This window comes from Rhodobacter sp. 4.3.4 (assembly GCF_058724655.1).
This window is the reverse complement of the sequence record NZ_CM178967.1, coordinates 1,540,574-1,562,660: the sequence shown is the minus strand read 5'-3', so window position 1 is coordinate 1,562,660 and position 22,087 is coordinate 1,540,574. Positions and strand designations below refer to the sequence as shown.

The window sequence follows — 22,087 nt, the reverse complement described above, 5'->3', positions numbered from 1 at the left end:
TCAGGCCTCCGGCGCGTAAAGCGGACCATAAAGAATGAGCGCGGGCTTGTCGGAGCGTTCGGCGGCAAGGCGTGCCGCCAGCTCCGCGACGGTCGAACGGGTCACGCTTTGCTCGGGATGGCCCACGGCTTCCGCCAGCAGCGCGGGCGTGTCGGGGGCCAGCCCATGCGCGATCAGATCGGCAGCCAGCTTCGGGAAGGTGCGCTTGCCCATGAAAACCACGGTCGTCGCGCCCTTGTCGGCCAAAGCCGCCCAGTTCAGCCCCTCGGGCAGATCGCCCGTCACATCGGCGCCGGTGACGAATTGCACCCGCCGCGCGGTCAGACGGCGGGTCAGCGGCAGCCCGGCCGCGGCGGCGGCAGCGCAGGCCGAGGGCACGCCGGGGATGATCTCATAGGGGATGCCCGCGCCGGTCAGCGCGTCCAGCTCCTCCTCGAGCCGCCCGAAGAGCCCCGAATCCCCCGACTTCAGCCGCACCACCCGCAGACCGGTCAGCGCGTGATCGACGAGCAGCCGGTTCACATGATCCTGCTTCGGCGAGGGCCGCCCGGCCCGCTTGCCGACCGCGATGAGTTCGGCCCCCGGGCGCGCATGACCAAGGATCGGCCCGGCGGAAAGATCGTCAAACAGCACCACATCGGCTTTGGCCAGCCGGTCGGCGGCTTTCAGCGTCAACAGCTCGGGATCGCCGGGCCCCGAGGAAACGAAGGAGACAAAGCCGCTCATTCTGTGCCCTCCGGGAAGCGCGGATGGGTGCCCAAGGGGCGGTAGCGGCGGTCGTAATCGCCCGCGTAAAGGCGGCTTTCGTCGAAATCCTCGGTCGCAAGCGACCGGCCCACAAGGATCAGCGCCGTGCGCTCCAGCTCGGCGCCAAGGCTGGTCTGCAGCGTGGCCAGCGTCGCGCGCACCACCCGCTGATCGGGCCAGCTCGCGCGCCAGACGATGGCAACAGGGCAATCGGCGCCGTAATGCGGCACCAGCTTTTGCACAACCTCGTCAAGCACATGCACCGAGAGGTGAATGGCCAGAACCGCGCCGGTGCGGGCGAAATTCTCCAGCGTCTCCCCCTCGGGCATGGCCGAGGCCCGCCCCGAGGTGCGGGTCAGAATGACCGATTGCGCCACCCCGGGAAGCGTCAGTTCCGCCCCCAAAGTCGCGGCGGCGGCGGCGAAGGACGGCACGCCGGGGGTCACATCATAGGGAATGTTCAAGGCGCGCAACCGGCGCAGCTGCTCGCCCATCGCCGACCAGATCGACAGATCGCCCGAATGCAGCCGGGCGACATCCTGCCCCGCGGCATGGGCCTCGGCGATCGTGTCGATGATCGCATCAAGGCTCATCGGCGCGGTGTTGACGATCTTGGCGCCGGGCGGGCAATGCGCCAGCAGCGCCTCGGGCACAAGGCTTCCGGCATACAGGCAAACCGGACAGGACGCGATCAGATCACGGCCCCGGATCGTGATCAGATCCGCCGCCCCCGGCCCCGCGCCGATGAAATGCACCGTCATTCGTCCTCTCCCTCCGCCACGGCAAGGGCCACCCCGCCGATCACCTGTCGGGGCAGCACGAGCCGCGCCCCCTTGCCTGCTGCGACCAGCGCCGCCGCCTCTGCCACCGATCCGGTGCCCTTGCGCGCCAGCACAAGGTCCGAGCGCGTGGGGGTCGCCACCCCCGCCACATCGACGCCGATCACCCGAAAGCCCGGACAGGCGGCGGCAAGCTCATGTGCTTTTTCGCGCGCGGTGGCAAGGGCATCCACGCGCCCCGCAGCCAAAAGCGCCTGCGCAAAGGCGGCGGGCGCGGTGCCCTTGCGAAATCCAAGCCCCGCGACAATCACCGCCGCCCGCTCCATTGCAGCTGCGGACGGCTGGGCGCCCAGCCGCGCATCCGGCCCAGCGGCTGCGCCTCGGCAAGGTCGATGCGCCAAAGCTGACCGCCATGACGGGCGTGCAGATCGGCAAGCAGGGTTTCGGAGTCAAGCGTCACCGCATTGGCGACGATCCGGGTGCCGGGGGCGAGCAACTCCCACAGCCGGTCGAACAGCGCCCGCGACCCGCCACCGCCGATGAAGACGGCCTGCGGTGCGGGCAGATCCGCCAGCGCCTCGGGGGCCGTGCCATGAACCGCCCGCATCCGCGGGGAAAGCCCGTAAGTGTCTATATTCTTGCGGATATTCTCGATCCTGTCGGGGCGCGGCTCGATCGTGATCGCGCGTCCGCCCGCCAGACACCATTCGACCGAGACGGAACCCGACCCGCCGCCGATGTCCCACAGCAATTCGCCGCGCCGCGGCGCCAGCGCGGCCAGCGTCAAAGCCCGCATCGGCGCCTTGGTGATCTGCCCGTCATGGGCAAAGGCGCTCTCGCTCCGCCCCGGCACCTGCGAAAGCCCGGCGCCGGGGGCCAGATCCGCACCATCGAGCGCCACCGTGACCGGCGCGGAAACATCCGTCAAATCATAGTCTTGCGCGGCAATGCTGCGCAGCATTTCGGCCGGACCGCCCAGCCGCTCCGCCACGCCCATCCGCACCGCGCCAAAACCGTTAGCGACCAGCCAGCCCGCCAGATCGGCCACGGCGGCGGCGTCGCGCAGCGTCACGATGGCCCGGGTGCCGCGGCCCAGCACCGGCAGCAACCGGCCAAAAGGCGCGGCATGCAGACCCAGCGCGGTGACCTCCTCGGCCCGCCAGCCCAGCCGCGCGCAAAGATGCGACACCACCCCGGGCGCCGGAAAGGCCCGCCAGTCATCGGGGGAAAGCCGCTCCGCCAGCATCGAGCCCGCGCCGAACCAGAACGGATCGCCCGAGGCCAGAACCACCGTCGCCCGGCCGCGGCAGGCCAGAACCGGCGCGATATCAAACGGAACGGGCCAGGCCCGCCCGCGGCTGCCCGCCGCCGCAAGCTCCAGATGCCGCGGCCCGCCAAAGATCACCTCGGCCTTTTCCAGCGCCTGACGGCTTGCCAAAGGCAGCCCATCAAGGCCATCTTCGCCCAGACCCACGATGCTCAACCACGGATCAGACATGACACGCCTCCTTGTGCTTGGCGGCACCACCGAAGCCAGCCGCCTGGCGAAAACCCTTGCAGATCAGAGCTTTGAGGCGGTCTTTTCCTATGCGGGCCGGACCGGTGCGCCCGTCACCCAGCCGCTGCCCACGCGCATCGGCGGCTTTGGCGGCGTGGCGGGGCTGGTCGATTACCTGACGCGCGAGGGCGTGACCCATGTGATCGACGCCACCCACCCCTTTGCCGCGCAGATGAGCAGCAATGCCGTCGCGGCCTGTGCGCAGACCGGCGTGGCCCTTTGCGCCTTTGAACGCGCGCCCTGGACGGCGCAGGAGGGCGACCGCTGGACCCATGTGCCCGATCTGGCCGCCGCCGTCGCCGCCCTGCCGCAAGCCCCCGCGCGGGTCTTCCTTGCCATTGGCAAACAGCATCTGGACGCGTTTTCCGCCGCACCGCAGCATCACTATTTGCTGCGGCTGGTCGATCCGCCCGAAGCACCGCTGCCCCTGCCCGATGCGCGCGCGGTGATCGCCCGCGGCCCCTTTACGCTTCAAGGGGATAGCGAATTGCTGCGCAGCGAAGCCATCACCCATATCGTCGCCAAGAATGCCGGGGGCGCGGGGGCCGAGGCGAAACTGATCGCCGCCCGCAGCCTTGGCCTGCCGGTCATCCTGATTGACCGGCCCAACGTCCCCGCGCGCGAGGTTCGCGCGACGCTCGCGGGGGTGATGGGCTGGCTGGCCGATCACGGCGCGACGCCGCGCGGGGTATAGACCCAGGGGCCCACCCGGCGCGTCGCGGCATTGCCGACCAGAACCACGGTGCGCATGTCGGCCATTTCGGGCGTCGCGTCGCGCAGTTCGACCGTGGTGATCGCCTGCTCGGGCGTGGTCACGGCGCGGGCGAACAGGATCAGCCGCCCGGGCTCGCATTCCTCGCGCAGGATCTCCAGCACGCGGGCGAATTGATGCGGGCGCGATTTCGAACGCGGATTGTAAAAGGCCATGGCGAAATCGCCGCGCGCCGCGTGCCGCAGCCGCTTTTCGAGAATTTCGAAAGGTTTGAGATTGTCAGAAAGATTGATGGCGCAGAAGTCGTGCCCCAAGGGCGCCCCGGCCGCCGCCGCCGCCGCCAGCATCGCGGTGATGCCGGGCAGGATGCGGATCTCGGTTCCGGCGTATTCGGGATGGGCTTCCAGCGCCTCGAACAGCGCCGAAGCCATGGCAAAGACCCCCGGATCGCCCGAAGACACCACCACCACGCGCCGACCTTCTGCCGCCATGTCAAGGGCATGCGTCGCGCGGTCCAGCTCCACCCGGTTGTCGGTCGGATGCAGCATCAGCCCCTCGCGCGGGGCGATGCGGGCGACGTAAGGGATGTAGCCGACGATATCGGTCGCCTCGGCCAGGGCCGCGGTGACCTCGGGCGTCACCAGATCCTCGCGCCCGGGTCCAAGCCCGGCAACCGTGACCCAACCGCTCATCTCTCATCCCCCAGTTCCGGCCGCCGCCCCTGCCCGTGCACCAGCACGATGGCGAAATAGGGGCAATCCTCCTCGGCCACATCGACCAGCCGCGCGATGCGCTGGCTCGGCATCGTGCCGCGCTCGACCAGCCAAGCGGCGTCAAGCCGCCCCGCAACCGCAAGCGCCCGCTTGATTTTCGGCAGGTTGCGCCCGGTCTTCATCACCACGATCGCATCCGACCGGCTCATATGCGCAACCAGATCCGCCTCGGGCAAGGTGCCCGCCATCACGGTCAGCACATCGTCGCCCCAGGTGATCGGCGTGCCCGTCGCCCACCAGCAGCCGACCATCCCGGGAATGCCGGGGATCACCTCGACCTCGGCGCGGCCCTGCAGGCGGGTGTAAAGATGCATGAACGAGCCATACAGGAAGGGATCGCCCTCGCAGAGCACGACAATATCGCGGGTTTTCGAAAGTTCCGAAAGCCGCGACGCCCAATCGTCATAAAACCGTGCCAAAGCCTCGATATAGTCGGGACTGTCGAAGGGAAGTTCGGTCGTGACCGGATATTCCATCGCATGTTCGACGACATCGGGGCGCAGCATCCCCTCGACGATCCGCCGCGCCTGACCGGCCCGCCCGGCCTTGCGGAAATGCGCAATGTCGGTGGCGGCACGAATGGCGCGGTCGGACCGCACCGAGATCAGATCGGGGTCGCCCGGCCCGAGCCCCGCACAAAGGATGCGTCCCATCGACTATTCCTTCCGGCAGGCGAGCGCATTCACCGCCGCGACGGTGATCGCCGAGCCGCCCAGCCGCCCCTCGACAATGACCCAGGGCACCGGATTGGCCACGGCCAGCGCGGCTTTTGATTCCGCCGCGCCGATGAAACCCACCGGACAGCCGATGATCGCCGCCGGACGCGGGCAGGTCGGATCTTCCAACATGTTCAAAAGATGGAACAAAGCCGTCGGCGCATTGCCGATCGCCACCACCGCGCCCGCAAGCTTCGGCCGCCAAAGCTCCAGCGCCGCAGCCGAGCGGGTGTTTTCCATCTCCTGCGCCAGCGCGGGCACGCGGGGGTCTTGCAGCGTGCAGATCACCTCGTTGCCCGCGGGCAGACGGGCGCGGGTGATGCCTTCCGAGACCATCCGCGCATCGCACAGGATCGGCGCCCCCGCCTCCAGCGCCGCGCGGGCGGCAATCGCCATGCCGGGCGCGAAACGGACGTGGCGCTCCAGCCCGACCATCCCGGCGGCGTGGATCATGCGAACCACCACCACCTCTTCCTCGGGGGTGAAGCGGGCCAGATCGGCCTCGGCGCGGATCGTGGCAAAGGATTGCACGTAGATCTTCGCGCCGTCCTTTTCATACTCATGGGGCATCGGGGTCATCCTTCGGGTTGGCGCGCTTCTAGCCTTTCCTCGAGGCTTGCCGCAATCGAATTGCGCCGCGTCAGCCAGAGGCCCGCCTCGGCCAGGCGTTGGAACAGATCGCGCATCGCCGCCAGCGCCTCGGGGTTTTCGCGGGCCAGAAAGTCGCGCACCTCGTCGCGGCCCAGCGTCGCCTCGTGGTAAAGGTCAAAAAGATGCGCGGGCACGACCTGGGCCAGATGCGCGAAAGCCGCCATGTGGTCGAGCGTCGCGGCGATTTCGGCCCCGCCGCGAAAGCCGTGCCGCATCATGCCATCGGCCCAGGCCGGGTTCGCGGCGCGCGCGCGCACGACGCGGGCGATTTCCTCGGGCAGCGAGCGGGCGCGGGGCCGGTTCGGGTCGGTGGCGTCCAGATGATAAAGCGCCGGGGCCTCGGCGCCCAGACGCGCAAGGGCGGCGGCAAACCCGGCTTCGTGCGCGGCGTAATCCGAGGCCAGCAGGATATCGCTTTCGGGCAGATCCTGCGCATGCACGAAACTGTCCGCCCCCAGCAGGCGGGCCTCAAGCCCCGCCCGGTCGGAGCGGATTTCGCCTTTCTTGTCAATCGTGTAGGAGGAGGCCGCGAGCCAGGCCTCGCCGGCCCTTGCGCGGGCTTCGGGGGTAAAGGCGTCCAGTGCCGGGCCCATGTTCAGCCCGTATTGCCCGGGACGCGGCCCGAAGACGCGCGGGGCCGCAGCCCGGTAGGGGTTGTCCTCGGGCGTTTCCTCGCGCGTCGCCAATGCCTCGGCGCCGGTCTCGAAGAGCTGCGCAAGGCCCGGGAAGATGTCGCGGAAAAGGCCCGAGACGCGCAGGGTCACATCGATGCGCGGGCGCCCCAGAAGCGCAAGCGGGATCACCTCGACGCCCGAGACCCGGGCCGCGCCCTCGTCCCAGACCGGTTTCAGCCCCGCCAGATGCAGCGCCATGGCGAATTCCTCGCCCGCGGTGCGCATCGTGGCCGAGCCCCAAAGATCGACCACCAGCCCCTTCGGCCAGTCGCCATGATCCTGCAAGTGCTTTCGCAGCAGCTCCTCGGCCAGTTTCACCCCTTGCGCGTAAGCGGCACGACTGGGCACCGCCCGGGGATCGACCGAGAACAGGTTGCGCCCGGTCGGCAGCACATCCGCGCGCCCGCGCGCCGGGCTGCCCGAGGGGCCGGGGGGCACCCGTTTGCCCGCCAAAGCCGCCGAAAGCCCCGCCTGTTCTTCGGCCCCGCAGGCGCCCTGCCCCAGCACATGCAGCCCGTCGCCAAAGAGGCTCTCCTTGATATCGCAGACAAAACGGTCGATGCGGGTGATCGCTTCGGCGGCCGAGGCGGTGGCGGGAATGCCCAGATCGTCTTCGACGCCGCTCGCGCGGGCCTCGTCGCGGATGTCAGAGATCAGCCGGTCGCGCCGGGCCGGGTCCAGCCCGTCGGCGGTGGAATATTCGTCCAAAAGCCGTTCGAGCCGCGCCATCCCCTCGGGCACGGCGGCGGTGGACAAGGGCGGCGGCAGATGGCCAAGCGTCACGGCCGAGAGGCGCCGTTTCGCCTGCGCAGCCTCGCCCGGGTCATTGACGATAAAGGGATAAATCACCGGCAGCGGGCAAAGTGCCTCGGGCCAGCAGCTGTCCGACAGCGCGACGGCCTTGCCCGGCAGCCATTCGAGCGTGCCATGCGCGCCCATATGCACAAGCGCGTCGATGCCCAAGGCCCGCAGCCAGAGATAAAAGGCGACATAGCCATGCCGCGGCACTCGGGACAGGTCGTGATACTCGCCGTCGCGGGTCTGCACATGGCCCCGTTCGGGCTGCAGCGCGATCAGCGCGGCGCCGCGGCGCAGGGCGGCGAAGTGAAAGGCACCGTCGGCGCAGGCAGGGTCGGCCTCGGGCGGCCCCCAGGCCGCGGTCAGATCGGCGCGCAGCTTTTCGGGCAGGGTGTCGAGCGCGGTCCGATAGTCGGAAAGCGGCCAGGTCAGACGCTCGCTCGCCAGGGTCTCAAGCGCGGCACCGGGGGCAATCGCATAGCCTTCGGTCGCAAGCTGGGCCAGCAAAGCCTCGGTCGAGGCGAGCGCATCCAGCCCCACCGCATGGGCCATCTGCCAGGCCCGGCCGGGATAGGTGGACAGCACGACGGCCAGTTTGCGCGCGGCAGTGGGCGTTTCAGCCAGCCGGTGCCAAAGGGTGATGCGATCGAGCGCGGCCGCCACCCGCGCCGGATCGGGTCGATGGGCGAAGCGGGAAAATTCCAGATCCGGGTCGCGCGGCTCGGGCGCCTTGAACGACACGACCCCGGCGAAAAGACGGCCATCGACCTCGGGCAGCACGACATGCATCGCCAGATCGGCAGGCGAGAGGCCGCGGTCGGCCAAGGCCCAGTCGCGCTTGCGGGCGGTGGAAAGGGCGACCTGAAACACCGGCACATCGTAGCGGTCAAAAGGGGTCGTGCCATCCGCGCCTTGCGCCGAAAAGGCGGTCGCGTTGACGACAAGCGCCGGGCGGCGACCGTCAAGCCGGGCCTGCAGCGCATCGCCCAGCCCCTCGGATTTGAGCGAGGGCGCAAAAAGGCCACAAGCCGCGAAACCGCGCGCGCGCAGGCCATGGATCAGCGCATCAATGGGCGCGGTATCGGCGGCGGTCAGATAAGAGCGGTAGAAGCTGACCAGCGCCAGGGGGCCATCGCCCTCGGGCGCGGGGATCACGCCTTCGGCGGGGTCGTAAAAGCCCCAGTCGGGCAGGCGCTTCTCGCCCGGCACCGGGGGCGCATAAAGGCCCGAGGCCAGGGCCAGCTGCGCCAGGGCCGCCTGCGCCGCCACCGCGCCGCCCGCATCGCAGAGTTCCTTGAGCCGGCGCAGCGTCGAGACCGGCAGGGTCGAGAGCGCATCCAGCCGGTCATCGGGGCGGCCATCGGCGGGCAGGACGGCCAGCGCGATCCCCTTGCGTCGGCACAGATCCTGCACCGAGGCCAGACCATAGGGCCAGTAAGCCTCGCCGCCGATCAGCCGGATCAGGATGCCCTTGGCGCCGGAAAGCGTGTTTTCGACATAGGTATCGACGGAAATCGGATGTTTCAGCGCCACCAGATTGGCCAGCCGCAGGCTTGGCAGCCGCCCGCCCGCGCGTTTCCAGCCCGCCGCGAAAGCCCCCAGATCGCTGTCGGAGAGCGACAGCACCACAAGATCCGCCGGGCGCTGACCCAGATCGGTCGGCACCGCGGTTTCCTCGAGCCCATGGCTTTCGCGGAAGACGACATGCATCAGGCGGAAACCCCATCCAGCAGCACGGCGCGGATCGCGGCCTCGTCGACATCGTCATGTTCCGCGATCACCACCAGTGCGGAACGGCGGGCCTCCGTGCCCCAGGGCCGGTCATATTGATGCCGCACCCGCTCGCCCACGGCCTGCACCAAAAGCCGCATCGGCTTACCCGCAACCGCGATGTGTCCCTTGACGCGCAGGATGTTCTGCTCGCGCGCCAGCCGTTCAATCGCGGCCACCAGTGCCGCCGGATCGGAGATTTCGGGCAACTCGATCACCACCGTGTCGAAATCGTCGTGCTCGTGCTCGCCGTGATCGTCGTGATGGCTGGGCCGCGCGGCCAGATCATCCTCGGCGGCGGCGCCAAGGCCCAAGATCACCTTGGGATCGATCACCCCTTCGGTCAGCGGCAGGATCGGCAGCTTGCGCGGCAGTTCCGCCTCGATCAGCGCGCGGGCGCTCGCAAGACCCGCCTCCCCGGCCAGATCAGCTTTCGACAGAAGCACGATATCGGCGCAGGCGATCTGATCCTCGAAGACCTCGGAGAGCGGCGTTTCATGGTCGATGCTCTCGTCGGCCTGACGCTGGGCATCGACGGCGGCCACATCGGGGGCAAAGCGGCCCGCGGCGACGGCCTCGGCATCGGCCACAGCAATCACCCCATCCACGGTGATCTTCGAACGGATCGCGGGCCAGTCGAAGGCCTTGAGCAGCGGTTTCGGCAGCGCCAGCCCCGAGGTCTCGATCAGGATATGGTCGGGACGGGTCGGACGGGCCAGCAGCGCCTCGATCGTCGGGATGAATTCATCGGCGACGGTGCAGCAGATGCAGCCATTGGCCAGCTCGACGATGTTTTCATCGGGGCAGTTTTCATCGGCGCATTGGCGCAGGATCTCGCCATCGACGCCGACGGTGCCGAATTCATTGACCAGAACGGCAAGCTTGCGGCCCTCGGGGTTCGCCATCAGATGGCGGATGAGCGTGGTCTTCCCCGCGCCCAGAAAGCCGGTGATCACGGTGACGGGGATTTTGGTCAGATCGGACATGGGTCACTCCTGCGGGGGGATGATGTGCGGCGGAATACGGGCAAGGCATTGCTTGCGAAAGATCTCCGGGCGTTCGCGCCAGGGGATCAGGCCCTTTTCGGCGGCCTCGAACCGGGCGGCGCCGGAAAGGATCGTTTCGGCGTCCTGCGCGTCGAGACGGCCATAGACATAGGACCATTTGCCCGGCCCGGACAGCGCGACGGCGCAGCCCTGGGTGCAGGCCGAAAGGCATTCGACCGGGACCACGGTGACGCCTTCGGGGCAGGGCAAGGCGGAAAGCGCGGCATGCAGGCTCTCCCCCGGGCGCGGCGTCAGATCGGCCGCGGCGGTGCCGCGACAGGTGGTGCAGACATGCAGCGTGGTGGCCATTGCCCCTCCTGATGGGTTTGGGGGAACGGCCAGAGTGAGAGCGCACGCGCCCTGCCCCCGGTCGCGGAACACCCCGTCCGCCCGAAATCCATGCGCTGGCAGGTCTCCCGGCTTGCGGATGCGAGGGGGGCCCCTCACGGTCGCCCCGCCTTCCCGGCTGTTGCCAGTGGCCTCGGGGCGCCCTCTCCGGTCACGGTCGCGGGGGCGGCTGCGGTCGGGTTTCGCGGCCAAGCCGTCGCAATTCCCTTCACATTCCCTCTTCGCCTGTCATAGGACAGAAACCAGCGCTTGCCCTGAGTGGCCAAGACGCGATCTATTGTCAAGCGCGAGGACCGCCCCGATGACGCCCGAAAACGACAGCCCCGAGACTGGACCGGACGAACTGGCCCGCCATGCGGTGAAGATGGCGAAGAAGAAAGCCGCCCGCGACAAGATCATGGCGGGAAAATCCGGCGAAAAGGGGCTGATCATCGTTCATACCGGCTCGGGCAAGGGCAAAAGCTCGGCCGGGTTCGGGATGATTCTGCGCTGCATTGCACATCAGATGCCCTGCGCGGTGGTGCAGTTCATCAAGGGCGCCTGGGATACCGGCGAGCGGCGGCTTCTGACCACGCATTTCGGCGATCTGTGCCAGTTCCATGCGATGGGCGAGGGTTTCACCTGGGAAACCCAGGACCGCGAGCGCGACATCGCGGCGGCCATCGCGGGCTGGGAAAAGGCGAAGGAGCTGATCCGCGATCCGCAGATCCGCATGGTGCTGCTTGATGAGATCAACATCGCGCTGCGCTATGGCTATCTGGATGTCGAGGAGGTGCTGGCCTTCCTGCGCGACGAGCGGCCCGAGATGACCCATGTGGTGCTGACCGGCCGCAACGCCGCCGAGGCGCTGATCGAGGCGGCCGATCTGGTGACCGAGATGGGTCAGGTGAAGCACCCGTTCCGGGCAGGGATCAAGGGCCAGCCGGGGGTTGAATTCTGATCTCAAGGCCGGGGGCGCTGCCCCCGGACCCCCGGGATATTTGTGGCAAGATAAAGGCCGGACGTTAAGGAGACGTTAAGGAATTGCTAACCATGTTCTGGCAGACTTGTCTTACGGTACAGGGAGGGATCCCGATGACCGTGCAAGGTAAAAGCGCCGCGTCTTCCCCGCGCAAGCGGCCCAAGGCGCGGCGCCCCTGCGCTTCTGATCTTTCATTTATCTTGCCCCTAAGTATCCCCGCCGGAGGCTCCCGCAAGCTCAGCACGCGCGCCGGGAGGGTCTCGTGACCGCCTTGATGATCCAGGGCGCGGGCTCGAATGTCGGCAAGTCGATGCTGGTGGCGGGGCTGTGCCGGGCGGCGCGGCGGCGCGGGCTGACGGTGGCGCCGTTCAAGCCGCAAAACATGTCGAACAATGCCGCCGTCACCGCCGATGGCGGCGAGATCGGTCGCGCGCAGGCGCTGCAGGCGCTGGCCTGCGGGCTGGAGCCGGTGACCGACATGAACCCGATCCTGCTGAAGCCCGAAAGTGACGTTGGCGCGCAGGTCGTGGTGCAGGGCAAGCGGCTCGCCACCACCCGGGCGCGGGACTATGCGACACTCAAGCCGCAGCTGATGGGCGCGGTGCTGGAAAGCTTCCAGCGCCTGAAATCGGCGCATGATCTGGTGATCGTCGAAGGCGCGGGCAGCCCGGCCGAGGTCAATCTGCGCGCGGGCGATATTGCCAACATGGGCTTTGCCCGCGCCGCCGATGTGCCCGTCGTGCTGGTGGGCGATATCGACCGCGGCGGCGTCATCGCGCAGATCGTCGGCACGCAGGCCGTGCTTGACCCCGCCGATGCCGCGATGATTTCCGGTTTTCTGATCAACAAGTTCCGCGGCGATGTTACGCTTTTCGACGACGGCTACCGGCTGATCGGGGCCCGCACCGGCTGGCGCGGCTTCGGCACGCTGCCGTGGTTTCCGCTCGCCCACAGGCTGCCCGCCGAAGATGCGCTCGACATTGCCTCGGGTCCCGCGACCGAAGGCACGGTGATCGCCTGTCTGACGCTCTCGCGCATCGCGAATTTCGACGATCTCGACCCGCTCGCGGCCGAGCCCGGCGTGCGGATGGTGATGGTGCAGCCCGGCCAGCCGATCCCGGCCGAGGCGCGGCTGGTGATCCTTCCCGGTTCGAAATCCACCCGCGGCGATCTGGCCTTCCTGCGCGATCAGGGCTGGGACATCGACCTGATGGCGCATGTCCGGCGCGGCGGCCATGTGCTGGGCATCTGCGGCGGCTATCAGATGCTGGGCCGGACCGTCGCCGATCCCGAGGGGATCGAGGGGCCCGCGGGCACCACCCCGGGTCTGGGGCTGCTCGACGTCGAGACGGTGATGACGCCCGACAAGCGGCTGACCCGCACCAGGGCCACCCATGCGGGGTCAGGGCTGGCGGTCGAGGGCTATGAAATCCACATCGGCCGCACCGACGGCCCCGACCGCGCCCGGCCCTTCGCCATCGTCGACGGTCAGCCCGAGGGGGCGATCTCGGCCAGTGGCCGGGTCATCGGCAGCTATCTGCACGGGCTTTTCGCGGCGGATGCGTTCCGCGCCGCCTTCCTGCAAGGTCTGGGCGTGAAAGCTTCGGGGCAAAGCCATGCCGCGGGGGTCGAGGCGGCGCTGGACGCACTGGCCGATCACGTCGAGACGCATCTGGACGTGACCGGGCTTTTGCGGCTCGCGCGTTAACGCAGCTCCCATTCGGTCGGCAGGTTTTCCTGCCAGCCGGCGCGGTGCAGAAGCGGCGTGTCATCGGTGAATTCGGGCACACCGATGCAGAGCCAGGCGACGAATTCCCAGTCGGGCGGGGTGTCCAGAAGCCGCTCGACCGCTTTCGGATCGAGCACCGAAACCATGCCGAGCCCCAGATTTTCTGCCCGCGCGGCGAGCCAGAGCGTATGAATGGCCATCGCCGTCGATTGCTGCAGCGTCACCGGCATCGAGGCGCGGCCAAGCCCATGCCCCGCTTGCGGATCGCGATGGGTGAAGACGGCAAGCTGCAACGGCGCCTGATCGATGCCTTGCAGTTTCAGCTTCGCATAGGCCTCGGCCTGATCGCCCGCGTAAGCTGACCCGGCCGCATCGCGCGCAGCGTTGAAATTCGCCAGCACCTCGGCGCGGATCGCCGGGCTTTCCACCCGGATCACCCGCCAGGGCCGGGCATTGCCGACCGAGGGCGCCATGTCCATCACCGCGCGCAGCCGGTCGATCACCTCCTCGGCGATCGGATCGGGGCGGAAATGGCGCACGTCGCGGCGCCAGCGCAGCACTTCGGTCAGCGCGTCGCGGTGGGTCTGTTCAAAGTTCATCCGTCAAAGCCTTTTCCAGTCGCATCCATTCACTCTCATGGCCCGGCAGCCCCAGGCGCAGCCACTCCGCCGCATAGGGAAAGACCCGCGACCAGATCCGGGCGCGGGCCAGGCGGTCCTGCGCCGCCGCCGCATCGGGCGTGGCATAGGTGCGAAAGAGCGCCGTGCCGCCAACAAGCCGCCAGCCCGCCCGCGCCGCCAGCGCATCGAGCCGCATCGTTTCCCCGCCCAGCCGCAGCGCCGTCGCCATCGCCCAGTTGCGGTCGAGGAGCGCCCGGCGGCCAATCTCCAGCGCCGGGCCCGAGACCGGCCAGGGACCGGCCATCTCGGACAGCGCCGCGACCGTCGCCGCATCGGCAAAGACAAAGCCCAGCCGCAGCCCGGCCAGGCCGTAGAACTTGCCGAACGAGCGCAGCACCAGCATCCGGCGGCTGGCTTTCGCGGTGACCGAAGCCTCGGGCGAGGCATCGGCGAAGCTCTCGTCCACGACAAGCCGCCCGACCTGCAGCGACAGCGCGCGCAAGGCCGGGGCCGGATGGCGCTGGCCATCGGGGTTGTTGGGGTTCACCACCACCGCCAGATCGGCCCCCGCCAGCGCGCCAAGGGTCGAGACCTCCTCGACCTGCCAGCCCGCCGCGCGCAGCGCCGCCGCATGTTCGTTGTAGGTCGGGCCAAGGACACGCGCCCGCCCCGGCGCCCACAGCCGCGGAATGAGCTGGATCGCCTGTTGCGCCCCGGCCAGCGCCACCCCGGGCGCCGGGGTGCCAAAGGCCGCCGCCGCGGCGTCCAGAAGCGCCGCCTTGGCCGTCGCGGTCGGCAGATCGGTCCAGACATGGGCGGGCAGATCGGGCACCGGCCAGGGCTGGCGGTTGATGCCGGTGGACAGATCGATCCAGTCCGCGCCGCCATACTGCGCCTTGGCCGCGTCGCAGTTTCCGCCATGATCGCGCATCACAAGACACTCCAGAAAAGGGCCACAAGGCCGATAGCCAGCGCCATCCCTGCCATTGCCCGGCGATAAAGCGCAAGCCCGCGGGCCAGGTCTGCGGGCGTCGGATCGGGGGCGGTGCCGTTCAGCCACGGTTCCTCGGCCACGCGGTCGGCATAGATGCGCGGCCCCGACAGGCGGATCGCCAGCGCCCCGGCCATCGCCGCCTCGGGCCAGCCCGCATTGGGCGAGCGGTGCGAGCGGGCGTCGCTTTGCATCACCGCCAGCGCGCGGCCCCGGCAGGGCGCGGCGAGCACGAAGAAAAGCCCGGTCAGCCGCGCCGGGATCAGGTTCACCAGATCATCGATCCGCGCCGAGGCCCAGCCGAATTCCTCATAGCGGTCGGTGCGGTGGCCGATCATCGAATCGAGCGTGTTGATCGCCTTGTAGCCGGCAATGCCGGGCAGCCCCGCGACGCAGCCCCAGAACAAGGGCGCGACGATGCCGTCCGAGCTGTTCTCGGCCAGGCTTTCCAGCGCGGCACGGGCGACGCCCGGTTGATCCAGCTGGCTCGGATCGCGCCCGACGATCATCGAGACGGCCTGCCGCGCGCCGGGCAGATCACCCGCGATCAGCGGTTTTGCCACCGCCGCAACGTGATCATGCATCGAGCGCAGCGCGACGAAGGGCCAGGCCAGCAGGCCGCCGATCAGCACCCCCGGCCAGCCCGCAGGCAGCCAAAGCTGGACCGCCAATGCGATGACCACCGTGGTTCCGATCACCGCCAAAGCGGCCAGCACCCCGCGCAGACGGCGCAGGCGGCCCTTGAAATTCCAGCCCTTTTCCAGCCGCGCAATCAGCGCGCCGATCCAGGTCACCGGATGGCCGATGCGTTTGTAAAGCGCGTCGGGCCAGCCAAAGGCCAGATCGATCACCAGCGCCACAACCATCATCGCGGCAAAATTCATCGCCCGCCCCCCCTGATCCGCAGCAAACCGCGCCAGCCCGCCGCGCACAACACCGCCTCTGCCCCCGCAGGCACCGTGCCGGGCGCAAAGATCAGCCCGCGCGCCGCCCCGGTATGCGCCCGCAGCCAGCCAAGCGCGCCCAGATCGGCGGCCAGCTGCGGCGCAACCTCGCCCGCGGGGCCGCGCAACGCGCTGCAGCGCGCGGCACTTTCGGTGGCGATTGCGGCAAAATCGGCAAGACCCTGCGCCCGCTGCCAGCGCGCCACAAGGTCACTGACATCAGGAAAAGCGCTGTCGGCGGCCTCGGTCCGGGCCGGGCCGCCCTGAAATCCGCCCAAGACCTCATAGCGCGGCAGTGCTTGCAACGCCGCCAGCGCCCGCCCCTGCCGCGAGGCCCATAAAAGCCGTTCCGGCGCGGCAAACATCAGCGGATCGGAGGCCCCCTCGGCGCGCACACAGGCCCGCGCGAGGATCCCGGGCGCCCCGTCCCAGCCCGCCAGCCGCGCCAGCGCCACCAGCGAGGCGGTGGAGACCCCGGTCCCCAGCCCCGGCGCCACCAGCGGGCGCAGCACGATGCGCCCGCGCAAGGAAAGCCCGAGCAGCTCCAGAAACCGCCGCGCCCGCCAGGGCGTCAGCCCCGCGCCCCGCAGCGACAGCCCCGGGCCGGGCCGGTAGCACAGATCAAGCCCCAGCGCGGGCGCAGGCAGGGTCGCCAGAACCACCGGCCCCCCGGCGCCAAGGCGGCCCTGCAGCCACTCGCCGAAATGGCCGGGAATGTGCAGCGCGGGTCTCATCCGAAAACCCGGTTCACGCCCGCGATCGACCAAAGCCCGCCCGGCACCGCAACCAGCCGCGTCACCGAAAGGGGCGCCACCTGAAAGGCCAGCCCCGCAGGCACCGATCCAAGCGCCAGCGACAGCGCCGCGCGCACGACCCCCGCATGGGCGACCACGGCCACCCGCCCGCCCTGCCCCGCCAGCTCGCGCAGCACCGGCGCGACGCGGGCGCATTGCTCGGCGTAGCTCTCGCCGCCCGGCGGGCGATGCCTGGCCACCTCGGCCAAGGGCATCAGGCCGATGTCGGGAAGCTCTTCGAACGGGCGGTTTTCCCAGGCGCCGAAATCCTGCTCCCACAGCCGCGGATCAAGCCGCGGCTCGACCCCGGGCCAGAGCGCCGCCGCCGTCTGCTGACAGCGCAAGGCGGGCGAACACACGACGCTTGCCATGCCCACCGCGGCCCGCACGGCGTCAAGCACCTCGTCGCCCGGCAGATCGCAGGGCACATCGCGCCGCCCCGCCAGCCGCCCCCCATGAACCGCGGGCGCATGGCGGATCAGCCAAAGCTCGGTCGTGACATCCGCCGCCATCGTCGCATTTCTCCTTTCGGTCCGCCGCCGTTTCTGCTTTTTTCCGCCGCAAGGAACAAGAGGCAACGCTTCATGGCTTTCACCCTTCTCGTCACCGGCGGCGCCCGTTCGGGCAAAAGCAGCTACGCCGAGGCCCGCACGCTGGCGCTGGGTCAGCCCGCACATTACATCGCCACCTCGGAAATCTGGGATGACGAAATGGCCGAGCGGATCGCCGCGCATCAGGCAAGGCGCGGCCCGGAATGGGTGACGCGGGCGGAACCTCTCGATCTTGTGACGGCTTTGCGCGAAACCGACGATGCGCCGCGGCTGGTCGATTGCCTGACGCTGTGGCTGACGAACCTGATGCTGGGCGATCATGACTGGGAGGCTGCGGCAAAGCGGCTTCTTGCGGTTCTGCCCGAACTGAGGGCACCCGTGGTTTTTGTCACCAACGAGGTGGGGCTGGGCATCGTGCCCGACAACCGCCTCGCCCGGACGTTCCGCGACCATGCGGGCCATCTCAACCAATGGGTCGCGGCGGCGGCGGACGAAGTCGTCTTCACCGTCGCGGGCCTGCCAATGAAGGTGAAATAAATATGCTGCAACTCCATTCCTTTGCCGAGATTTCCACCCTGGCCGACCGGCTGCCCATGGCCGATGAGACCGCCCGCGCCGCGGCGCTTGCACGGCAAAACAGCCTGACGAAGCCGGTGGGCTCGCTGGGTCGGCTTGAAGAGCTGGCGCTGCATTGGGCGGCCTGGCGGGCGACGGCGCAACCGACGATCACCAAGGCGCAGGCTTTGTGCTTTGCGGGCAACCATGGCGTCTGCGCGCAGGGCGTGAACGTCTTCCCGCAGGAAGTCACGCATCTGATGGTGAAGAATTTCGAGATGGGCGGGGCGGCGATCAACCAGCTGTGCCGTGCGGCGGGGGCGGATCTGCAGGTGATCTCGCTCGAGCTGGACCGGCCGACGCAGGATTTCACCCAAGGTCCGGCGATGACCGAGGCGGAGACGGTGGCGGCGCTGAATGTGGGCGCGGGCGCGGTGGACCCGACGGCGGATGCGCTGATCATCGGCGAAATGGGGATCGGCAATTCGACCATCGCGGCGGCCCTGGCGGCGGCGATTTATGGTGGCACCGCCAAGGATTTCGTCGGCCCGGGCACCGGCTCGGATGCGGCCGGGATCGCGCGCAAGATCGCCGCGATCGACAAGGGGCTGGCGCTGCATGGCGGTCTGGGCGGGATGGAGACGCTCGCCGCGCTTGGCGGGCGCGAGATCGCCGCGATGTGCGGCGCGGTTCTGGGGGCGCGGGCGGCGCGGATCCCGGTGATCCTTGACGGGTTCATCTCGACCGCCGCGGTCTCGACGCTGTTCAAGGTCGATCCGCGGCTTCTGGATCACTGCGTCGTCGGCCATACCTCGGCCGAGCCGGGGCATCAGAAGGTGCTGACCACGATGGGCAAGCGCGCGCTGTTGCAGATGGAAATGCGGCTAGGCGAAGGCACCGGCGCGGCGCTGGCGCTTGGCATCGTGCGGGCGGCGCTCGAATGCCACAACGGCATGGTGACCTATGCCGAAGCGGGCATCAGCGCCTGATGGAGCGGGGCTGGTTCAGGGCGCGGCTTGCCGAGGCGCATCTGGCGGTGCTGTTGCTCACCCGCCTGCCGATGCCGCGCCTGGCCGATCCGGTGCCGACGCTGGCGCAATCGGTCTGGGCCTATCCCTTGGCCGGGCTGGTGGTTGGGACGATCTCTGCCCTTTCCCTTTTCGCCACGCTGGCGCTTGGCCTGCCGCCCGTTTTGGCGGCGGGTCTGGCGGTGACGCTGCAGGTCATCATCACCGGCGCGCTGCATGAAGACGGTCTGGCCGATGTGGCCGACGGCTTCTGGGGCGGGCGCGAGCGGGTGCGGCGGCTCGAGATCATGCGCGACAGCCGCATCGGCTCTTATGGCGTCGCGGCGCTGGTGCTGTCGCTCGGTCTGCGTTGGCAGGGGGTGGCGGCGCTGGCTGCGGCTTCGCCCGCGCTGGCGATGGCGGGGCTGATCGGGCTTGCGATCCTGTCGCGGGCGGCTTGCGGGGTGCTGATGGCGGCGCTGCCCGCGGCCCGGCCCGAGGGCATGGGCCGCTATGCCTCGGGCGCGGCCTGGCAACGGGTGCTGGCGGGCGGCGCGATGGCGATGGGCGCCGCTTTCGGTCTGGGCCTGCCGGTCGTGCCGCTGCTTGTGGTGCAGGGTGCGCTGGTGCTTGGGCTGATGCAGGTCGCGCGGGCGAAGATCGGCGGGCAGACCGGCGACGTGCTGGGCGCGGCGCAGCAGCTGGCCGAAATCGGCGGCTGGCTGGTGCTGGCGGCGGCCTTCGCCTGAGGCTCAGGCGACGCACCGCGCGGCCCGTGCCGCCGGATCGAGCAGCCGCAGGCCCCGCCGCAGCGCCAAAGGCCGCGCGGTCGGGCCATAGACCGCCAGCGGATCGGCGGTGCCCAGCACCACCCCGGCCAGCCAGGGCTGCGCCAGCGCAATCTCGATCCGCGCCACCGGCCCCAGCGCCGCCAGCGCCATCGACCCGGGGTAAAGCGTCTCGCAGGCCAGCCCGTTCGCGGTGACGATGCCGTGCCGCTCCAGCAGGATATGGTGATAGCTGACGCGACGCTTGCCGCGCGCGATGCGAAAGCGCGGGTCGTTCAGCTCGGCCAGATGCCGCGCGCGGACCAGACGCTCGCCCTGATCGGTCAGCACCAGAACCGCATGCTGCGGCGACAACAGCAGCGCCCCGTGCCGCCCCAGCGCATTTGCGCGGATCGTCACCGGCAAAAGCCCCGGTTCCGCCGCCAGATCGGCCGCATCAAGCCTCCGCCCCCCGGACCAGAGCACCGGCACCGCGCCGTGATCGCGGGTCACCACCAGATCGCCCGGGCGCAGCGTCTCGACCGGAACCGGGCCGCGCGGCGTCTCGATCAGGGTGCCAGCGGTGAAACAGGGCACCCCCATCGCATGCAGAAGCGGTCGGCTGATCTGATCGGCCGGGGTGCCGACAAGGGTGATCCTTGGCCCGCCGGTCACCGACGGGAAGGTGATCACCGCATTGCCATTGGCATCGGCGACGATCACCGCATCGTCCCAGTTCACCAGTTTGCCCTGATCGGTGCGCAGCTCCGAAACATCCAGCTGGTCGCGGGTCTTGGCTCCGACCTTGACGAAATCGAAATCGGTGATGCGGTCGGTGCCGCTTTGCCCGTCAATGACGAAGGTATCGGCGCCGCTGCCGCCGGTCAGCACATCCGACCCGGTCCCGCCCGCAAGCCGGTCATCGCCCGCATCGCCAGACAGCGTGTCGTCGCCGCTGCCGCCCAGGATCAGATCGTTGTCGTCGCCGCCATAAAGGATGTCGTTGCCGCCACGCCCATCAAGCGTGTCGTTGCCGCCGCCGCCGTAAAAGATGTTCGTGTAAACGTCGCTGCCGCTGTAGACGGCATCGTCGAAGCCGACGAGGGAATCGTCATAGGCCGAGCCGATCACCCCGTCGACGCCGGTCAGACTGTCGCCCGCCGCATCGCCCCCCGCCGCCGTCCAGCGCGACAGATCGATCGTCACCGCGCCGGAACTGGCGGAATAATCGACATAATCCATGCCGGTGCCGCCGTTGATGCAATCCGCCCCGGCGCCGCCCGCCAAAGTGTCATCGCCCGCGCCGCCGTCCAGCATGTCATTGCCGGCGCCGCCCAGGATCAGGTCGTTGCCGGCATTTCCCCACAGCAGGTCATTGCCCGTGCCGCCATCGATCGTGTCGTTGCCCGCATTGGCGGTGACCGTATCATTGCCCGCCCCGGCGCGGATCGAATCATCGCCCGCGCCCCCCACCAGCGAGGAGGAGGCCGCCGAATTGTAGCTCGAGCTGGCAAGGCTGTCGTAGGCCATCGCATTCGCCGAGGCTCTGCCGGTGACGAACATCTGCACGCCCGCTGTCAGCGCCGAGGTCGAGACATAACCGACCAGCGTATTGCCGACATAGACATCGTAAATCTGCGCCCAGTTGCCCGAGGTGGTGGCGAAACTGGTGGCCGTGCCCAGCCGCACCGCCCCCGAGGCCAGCACCGAGCCGCTCGCCGTCGTCACCACCGCGGTCTGACCGGGGTCCATCTGGCCTGTCGCCGATCCTTGGAAATAGGCGTCATCGTCGTTGACGGTGATGGTGATCGCCTGCATCGCCGATTCGTAGCCCGGATCCAGCCTGAAGCTTGATCCGCCACTGAAGCTGATTGAGCTGGCGCTGTAACCGCTGATCCTGTAAGTTGTCATTGCTATGCCCGTGTGCGGGTCCGCCGCCTGACTTGCTGTTGCGGGGCCTCGCCCGCGCCCGCCCGCCCGCCGACTTGCGGAAGGGTGGTTTCCTCTTTAACTTCTCGTTAAAAGAAACTTAAGAAATATGGCGAAATTGGGGCGTGGGCCGACGACGCCTGCCTGCATGCCTGTGCATGGCGAAAAAACGCGCAAAAGGCTTGCGCGGGGCGGGGTCAGACCGGCAGCTGGCGGCTCATCACCACAGCCGTGATCGGGCAGACCGAGCTGGCCTGTTTCGTCGCCAGCACCGGCGGCGGCACCTCGTAGCGGGCGCGGGCGTGGAAGCCGCGATGCGCAAAGAACGGCGCGGCATGTTTGGTGAAAAGCCAGGCCTCGCGCGCGCCCGCGGCCGTGACCCGCTCAAGCAGCGCCGCCAGAATCGCCGCGCCGACGCCGCGCCCGCGCGCCGTTTCGGGCACGACCATCGAGCGGATCAACGCCTGATCGCCCGGCAGCTCATAGCCGCCAAAGCCGAAGATCGCCCCGGAAGCATCGGTAAAGACAAAGAAATTCCGCCCCGGATCGGTCAGGTCGTCAACCGGAAGATGCGCCGCGGCCAGCGCTGCGACCAAAGCCGGATCGGACCCGGCAATCGGTGTCGCAGTCAGTTCGGGCAGGACCATGACCTCGGGCATCGGACGGC

Annotated in this window: 23 protein-coding genes and 1 riboswitch; of the genes, 6 read left to right on the top strand and 17 right to left on the bottom strand. The window is 69.0% G+C overall.

What is annotated here, in order from left to right; translation table 11 throughout:
• From cobA to cbiE, 4 genes are read right to left on the bottom strand one after another with little or no spacing between them, the layout of a single operon-like run.
• The gene (gene cobA, locus AC4PTB_RS07570) at nt 1-726 is read right to left on the bottom strand and encodes a uroporphyrinogen-III C-methyltransferase (RefSeq protein WP_492192403.1); all 726 of its coding nucleotides are present in this window, start codon (nt 724-726) and stop codon (nt 1-3) included.
• Nucleotides 723-1,508 (bottom strand): precorrin-4 C(11)-methyltransferase, encoded by a 786-nt coding sequence (cobM, locus tag AC4PTB_RS07565; RefSeq protein ID WP_492192402.1) that lies wholly within the window; start codon nt 1,506-1,508, stop codon nt 723-725. Before cobM ends, cobA begins: the two co-directional genes overlap by 4 nt.
• The gene (locus AC4PTB_RS07560) at nt 1,505-1,852 is read right to left on the bottom strand and encodes a cobalamin biosynthesis protein (RefSeq protein WP_492192401.1); all 348 of its coding nucleotides are present in this window, start codon (nt 1,850-1,852) and stop codon (nt 1,505-1,507) included. Before AC4PTB_RS07560 ends, cobM begins: the two co-directional genes overlap by 4 nt.
• A complete protein-coding gene (cbiE, locus tag AC4PTB_RS07555; RefSeq protein WP_492192400.1) occupies nt 1,834-3,024 on the bottom strand; it encodes a precorrin-6y C5,15-methyltransferase (decarboxylating) subunit CbiE in 1,191 nt (396 codons plus the stop codon). The genes AC4PTB_RS07560 and cbiE overlap by 19 nt, the downstream gene beginning before the upstream one ends.
• On the opposite strand from cbiE, the gene AC4PTB_RS07550 reads away from it, so the two are divergent.
• Entirely contained in the window at nt 3,023-3,778 is a 756-nt protein-coding gene (locus tag AC4PTB_RS07550; protein WP_492192399.1) for a cobalt-precorrin-6A reductase, read from the top strand. The two genes, cbiE and AC4PTB_RS07550, sit on opposite strands and share 2 nt — an antisense overlap.
• Here AC4PTB_RS07550 and cobJ read toward each other — a convergent pair.
• The 6 genes from cobJ to AC4PTB_RS07520 are packed head-to-tail and all read right to left on the bottom strand — an operon-like array spanning nt 3,751 to nt 10,533.
• Entirely contained in the window at nt 3,751-4,488 is a 738-nt protein-coding gene (cobJ, locus tag AC4PTB_RS07545; RefSeq protein WP_492192398.1) for a precorrin-3B C(17)-methyltransferase, read from the bottom strand. The two genes, AC4PTB_RS07550 and cobJ, sit on opposite strands and share 28 nt — an antisense overlap.
• Nucleotides 4,485-5,222, bottom strand: a complete 738-nt coding sequence (gene cobI, locus AC4PTB_RS07540) for a precorrin-2 C(20)-methyltransferase (protein ID WP_492192397.1) — start codon at nt 5,220-5,222, stop codon at nt 4,485-4,487. The genes cobJ and cobI overlap by 4 nt, the downstream gene beginning before the upstream one ends.
• A 3-nt stretch (nt 5,223-5,225) precedes the next feature.
• Nucleotides 5,226-5,855, bottom strand: coding sequence for a precorrin-8X methylmutase (locus AC4PTB_RS07535; RefSeq protein ID WP_492192602.1), 630 nt, complete (start codon nt 5,853-5,855; stop codon nt 5,226-5,228).
• Between the two features lie 5 nt (nt 5,856-5,860).
• Complete coding sequence (cobN, locus tag AC4PTB_RS07530; protein ID WP_492192396.1) at nt 5,861-9,118, bottom strand: cobaltochelatase subunit CobN; 3,258 nt, start codon at nt 9,116-9,118, stop codon at nt 5,861-5,863.
• On the bottom strand, nt 9,118-10,164 hold the full coding sequence (gene cobW, locus AC4PTB_RS07525) for a cobalamin biosynthesis protein CobW (RefSeq protein ID WP_492192395.1): 1,047 nt from the start codon (nt 10,162-10,164) through the stop codon (nt 9,118-9,120). The genes cobN and cobW overlap by 1 nt, the downstream gene beginning before the upstream one ends.
• Nucleotides 10,165-10,167: 3 nt before the next feature.
• The gene (locus AC4PTB_RS07520) at nt 10,168-10,533 is read right to left on the bottom strand and encodes a DUF1636 family protein (protein ID WP_492192394.1); all 366 of its coding nucleotides are present in this window, start codon (nt 10,531-10,533) and stop codon (nt 10,168-10,170) included.
• Nucleotides 10,534-10,613: 80 nt separating this feature from the next.
• Nucleotides 10,614-10,834: riboswitch (cobalamin riboswitch) on the bottom strand.
• A gap of 39 nt (nt 10,835-10,873) precedes the next feature.
• Between AC4PTB_RS07520 and cobO the strand changes: the two genes are divergently transcribed.
• Together cobO and AC4PTB_RS07510 are read left to right on the top strand one after the other, a co-directional pair.
• Nucleotides 10,874-11,512 carry a cob(I)yrinic acid a,c-diamide adenosyltransferase gene (gene cobO / locus AC4PTB_RS07515; protein WP_492192393.1) on the top strand — a complete coding sequence of 213 codons (639 nt, stop codon included), beginning with the start codon at nt 10,874-10,876 and terminating at the stop codon, nt 11,510-11,512.
• A gap of 283 nt (nt 11,513-11,795) precedes the next feature.
• Entirely contained in the window at nt 11,796-13,241 is a 1,446-nt protein-coding gene (locus AC4PTB_RS07510) for a cobyric acid synthase (protein WP_492192392.1), read from the top strand.
• On the opposite strand, the gene bluB is transcribed toward AC4PTB_RS07510, so the two are convergent.
• Genes bluB through AC4PTB_RS07485 form a run of 5 tightly spaced genes read right to left on the bottom strand, consistent with a single transcriptional unit; the run spans nt 13,238 to nt 17,123 of the window.
• The gene (bluB, locus tag AC4PTB_RS07505; protein ID WP_492192391.1) at nt 13,238-13,861 is read right to left on the bottom strand and encodes a 5,6-dimethylbenzimidazole synthase; all 624 of its coding nucleotides are present in this window, start codon (nt 13,859-13,861) and stop codon (nt 13,238-13,240) included. The two genes, AC4PTB_RS07510 and bluB, sit on opposite strands and share 4 nt — an antisense overlap.
• Nucleotides 13,851-14,813 (bottom strand): threonine-phosphate decarboxylase CobD, encoded by a 963-nt coding sequence (gene cobD / locus AC4PTB_RS07500; RefSeq protein WP_492192390.1) that lies wholly within the window; start codon nt 14,811-14,813, stop codon nt 13,851-13,853. Before cobD ends, bluB begins: the two co-directional genes overlap by 11 nt.
• A complete protein-coding gene (cbiB, locus tag AC4PTB_RS07495) occupies nt 14,813-15,757 on the bottom strand; it encodes an adenosylcobinamide-phosphate synthase CbiB (RefSeq protein ID WP_492192389.1) in 945 nt (314 codons plus the stop codon). The genes cobD and cbiB overlap by 1 nt, the downstream gene beginning before the upstream one ends.
• The gene (locus tag AC4PTB_RS07490; RefSeq protein WP_492192388.1) at nt 15,754-16,551 is read right to left on the bottom strand and encodes a propanediol utilization protein; all 798 of its coding nucleotides are present in this window, start codon (nt 16,549-16,551) and stop codon (nt 15,754-15,756) included. The genes cbiB and AC4PTB_RS07490 overlap by 4 nt, the downstream gene beginning before the upstream one ends.
• The gene (locus tag AC4PTB_RS07485; protein WP_492192387.1) at nt 16,548-17,123 is read right to left on the bottom strand and encodes a histidine phosphatase family protein; all 576 of its coding nucleotides are present in this window, start codon (nt 17,121-17,123) and stop codon (nt 16,548-16,550) included. Before AC4PTB_RS07485 ends, AC4PTB_RS07490 begins: the two co-directional genes overlap by 4 nt.
• 72 nt (nt 17,124-17,195) lie before the next feature.
• Between AC4PTB_RS07485 and cobU the strand changes: the two genes are divergently transcribed.
• From cobU to cobS, 3 genes are read left to right on the top strand one after another with little or no spacing between them, the layout of a single operon-like run.
• Nucleotides 17,196-17,699 carry a bifunctional adenosylcobinamide kinase/adenosylcobinamide-phosphate guanylyltransferase gene (gene cobU / locus AC4PTB_RS07480; protein ID WP_492192386.1) on the top strand — a complete coding sequence of 168 codons (504 nt, stop codon included), beginning with the start codon at nt 17,196-17,198 and terminating at the stop codon, nt 17,697-17,699.
• Between the two features lie 2 nt (nt 17,700-17,701).
• Nucleotides 17,702-18,706, top strand: coding sequence for a nicotinate-nucleotide--dimethylbenzimidazole phosphoribosyltransferase (gene cobT, locus AC4PTB_RS07475; protein WP_492192385.1), 1,005 nt, complete (start codon nt 17,702-17,704; stop codon nt 18,704-18,706).
• Entirely contained in the window at nt 18,706-19,473 is a 768-nt protein-coding gene (gene cobS / locus AC4PTB_RS07470; protein WP_492192384.1) for an adenosylcobinamide-GDP ribazoletransferase, read from the top strand. The genes cobT and cobS overlap by 1 nt, the downstream gene beginning before the upstream one ends.
• Nucleotides 19,474-19,476: 3 nt before the next feature.
• Here cobS and AC4PTB_RS07465 read toward each other — a convergent pair whose 3' ends face one another.
• Nucleotides 19,477-21,402, bottom strand: coding sequence for a Hint domain-containing protein (locus AC4PTB_RS07465; protein ID WP_492192383.1), 1,926 nt, complete (start codon nt 21,400-21,402; stop codon nt 19,477-19,479).
• Between the two features lie 215 nt (nt 21,403-21,617).
• On the bottom strand, nt 21,618-22,079 hold the full coding sequence (gene arsN2, locus AC4PTB_RS07460) for an arsenic resistance N-acetyltransferase ArsN2 (RefSeq protein ID WP_492192382.1): 462 nt from the start codon (nt 22,077-22,079) through the stop codon (nt 21,618-21,620).
• Between the last annotated feature and the right edge of the window lie 8 nt (nt 22,080-22,087).

What these genes read in the sequence shown, in the direction of transcription:
- AC4PTB_RS07485 (WP_492192387.1), bottom strand. Translation starts at nt 17,123, where the DNA reads ATGGCGGCGGATGTCACGACCGAGCTTTGGCTGATCCGCCATGCGCCC.
- cobN (WP_492192396.1), bottom strand. Translation starts at nt 9,118, where the DNA reads ATGCATGTCGTCTTCCGCGAAAGCCATGGGCTCGAGGAAACCGCGGTG.
- arsN2 (WP_492192382.1), bottom strand. Translation starts at nt 22,079, where the DNA reads ATGCCCGAGGTCATGGTCCTGCCCGAACTGACTGCGACACCGATTGCC.
- cobT (WP_492192385.1), top strand. Translation starts at nt 17,702, where the DNA reads ATGCTGCAACTCCATTCCTTTGCCGAGATTTCCACCCTGGCCGACCGG.
- AC4PTB_RS07520 (WP_492192394.1), bottom strand. Translation starts at nt 10,533, where the DNA reads ATGGCCACCACGCTGCATGTCTGCACCACCTGTCGCGGCACCGCCGCG.
- cobM (WP_492192402.1), bottom strand. Translation starts at nt 1,508, where the DNA reads ATGACGGTGCATTTCATCGGCGCGGGGCCGGGGGCGGCGGATCTGATC.
- cbiE (WP_492192400.1), bottom strand. Translation starts at nt 3,024, where the DNA reads ATGTCTGATCCGTGGTTGAGCATCGTGGGTCTGGGCGAAGATGGCCTT.
- cobD (WP_492192390.1), bottom strand. Translation starts at nt 14,813, where the DNA reads ATGCGCGATCATGGCGGAAACTGCGACGCGGCCAAGGCGCAGTATGGC.
- cbiB (WP_492192389.1), bottom strand. Translation starts at nt 15,757, where the DNA reads ATGAATTTTGCCGCGATGATGGTTGTGGCGCTGGTGATCGATCTGGCC.
- cobS (WP_492192384.1), top strand. Translation starts at nt 18,706, where the DNA reads ATGGAGCGGGGCTGGTTCAGGGCGCGGCTTGCCGAGGCGCATCTGGCG.
- cobI (WP_492192397.1), bottom strand. Translation starts at nt 5,222, where the DNA reads ATGGGACGCATCCTTTGTGCGGGGCTCGGGCCGGGCGACCCCGATCTG.
- AC4PTB_RS07465 (WP_492192383.1), bottom strand. Translation starts at nt 21,402, where the DNA reads ATGACAACTTACAGGATCAGCGGTTACAGCGCCAGCTCAATCAGCTTC.
- cobO (WP_492192393.1), top strand. Translation starts at nt 10,874, where the DNA reads ATGACGCCCGAAAACGACAGCCCCGAGACTGGACCGGACGAACTGGCC.
- AC4PTB_RS07560 (WP_492192401.1), bottom strand. Translation starts at nt 1,852, where the DNA reads ATGGAGCGGGCGGCGGTGATTGTCGCGGGGCTTGGATTTCGCAAGGGC.
- cobW (WP_492192395.1), bottom strand. Translation starts at nt 10,164, where the DNA reads ATGTCCGATCTGACCAAAATCCCCGTCACCGTGATCACCGGCTTTCTG.
- cobJ (WP_492192398.1), bottom strand. Translation starts at nt 4,488, where the DNA reads ATGAGCGGTTGGGTCACGGTTGCCGGGCTTGGACCCGGGCGCGAGGAT.
- AC4PTB_RS07550 (WP_492192399.1), top strand. Translation starts at nt 3,023, where the DNA reads ATGACACGCCTCCTTGTGCTTGGCGGCACCACCGAAGCCAGCCGCCTG.
- cobA (WP_492192403.1), bottom strand. Translation starts at nt 726, where the DNA reads ATGAGCGGCTTTGTCTCCTTCGTTTCCTCGGGGCCCGGCGATCCCGAG.
- cobU (WP_492192386.1), top strand. Translation starts at nt 17,196, where the DNA reads ATGGCTTTCACCCTTCTCGTCACCGGCGGCGCCCGTTCGGGCAAAAGC.
- AC4PTB_RS07535 (WP_492192602.1), bottom strand. Translation starts at nt 5,855, where the DNA reads ATGCCCCATGAGTATGAAAAGGACGGCGCGAAGATCTACGTGCAATCC.
- bluB (WP_492192391.1), bottom strand. Translation starts at nt 13,861, where the DNA reads ATGAACTTTGAACAGACCCACCGCGACGCGCTGACCGAAGTGCTGCGC.
- AC4PTB_RS07490 (WP_492192388.1), bottom strand. Translation starts at nt 16,551, where the DNA reads ATGAGACCCGCGCTGCACATTCCCGGCCATTTCGGCGAGTGGCTGCAG.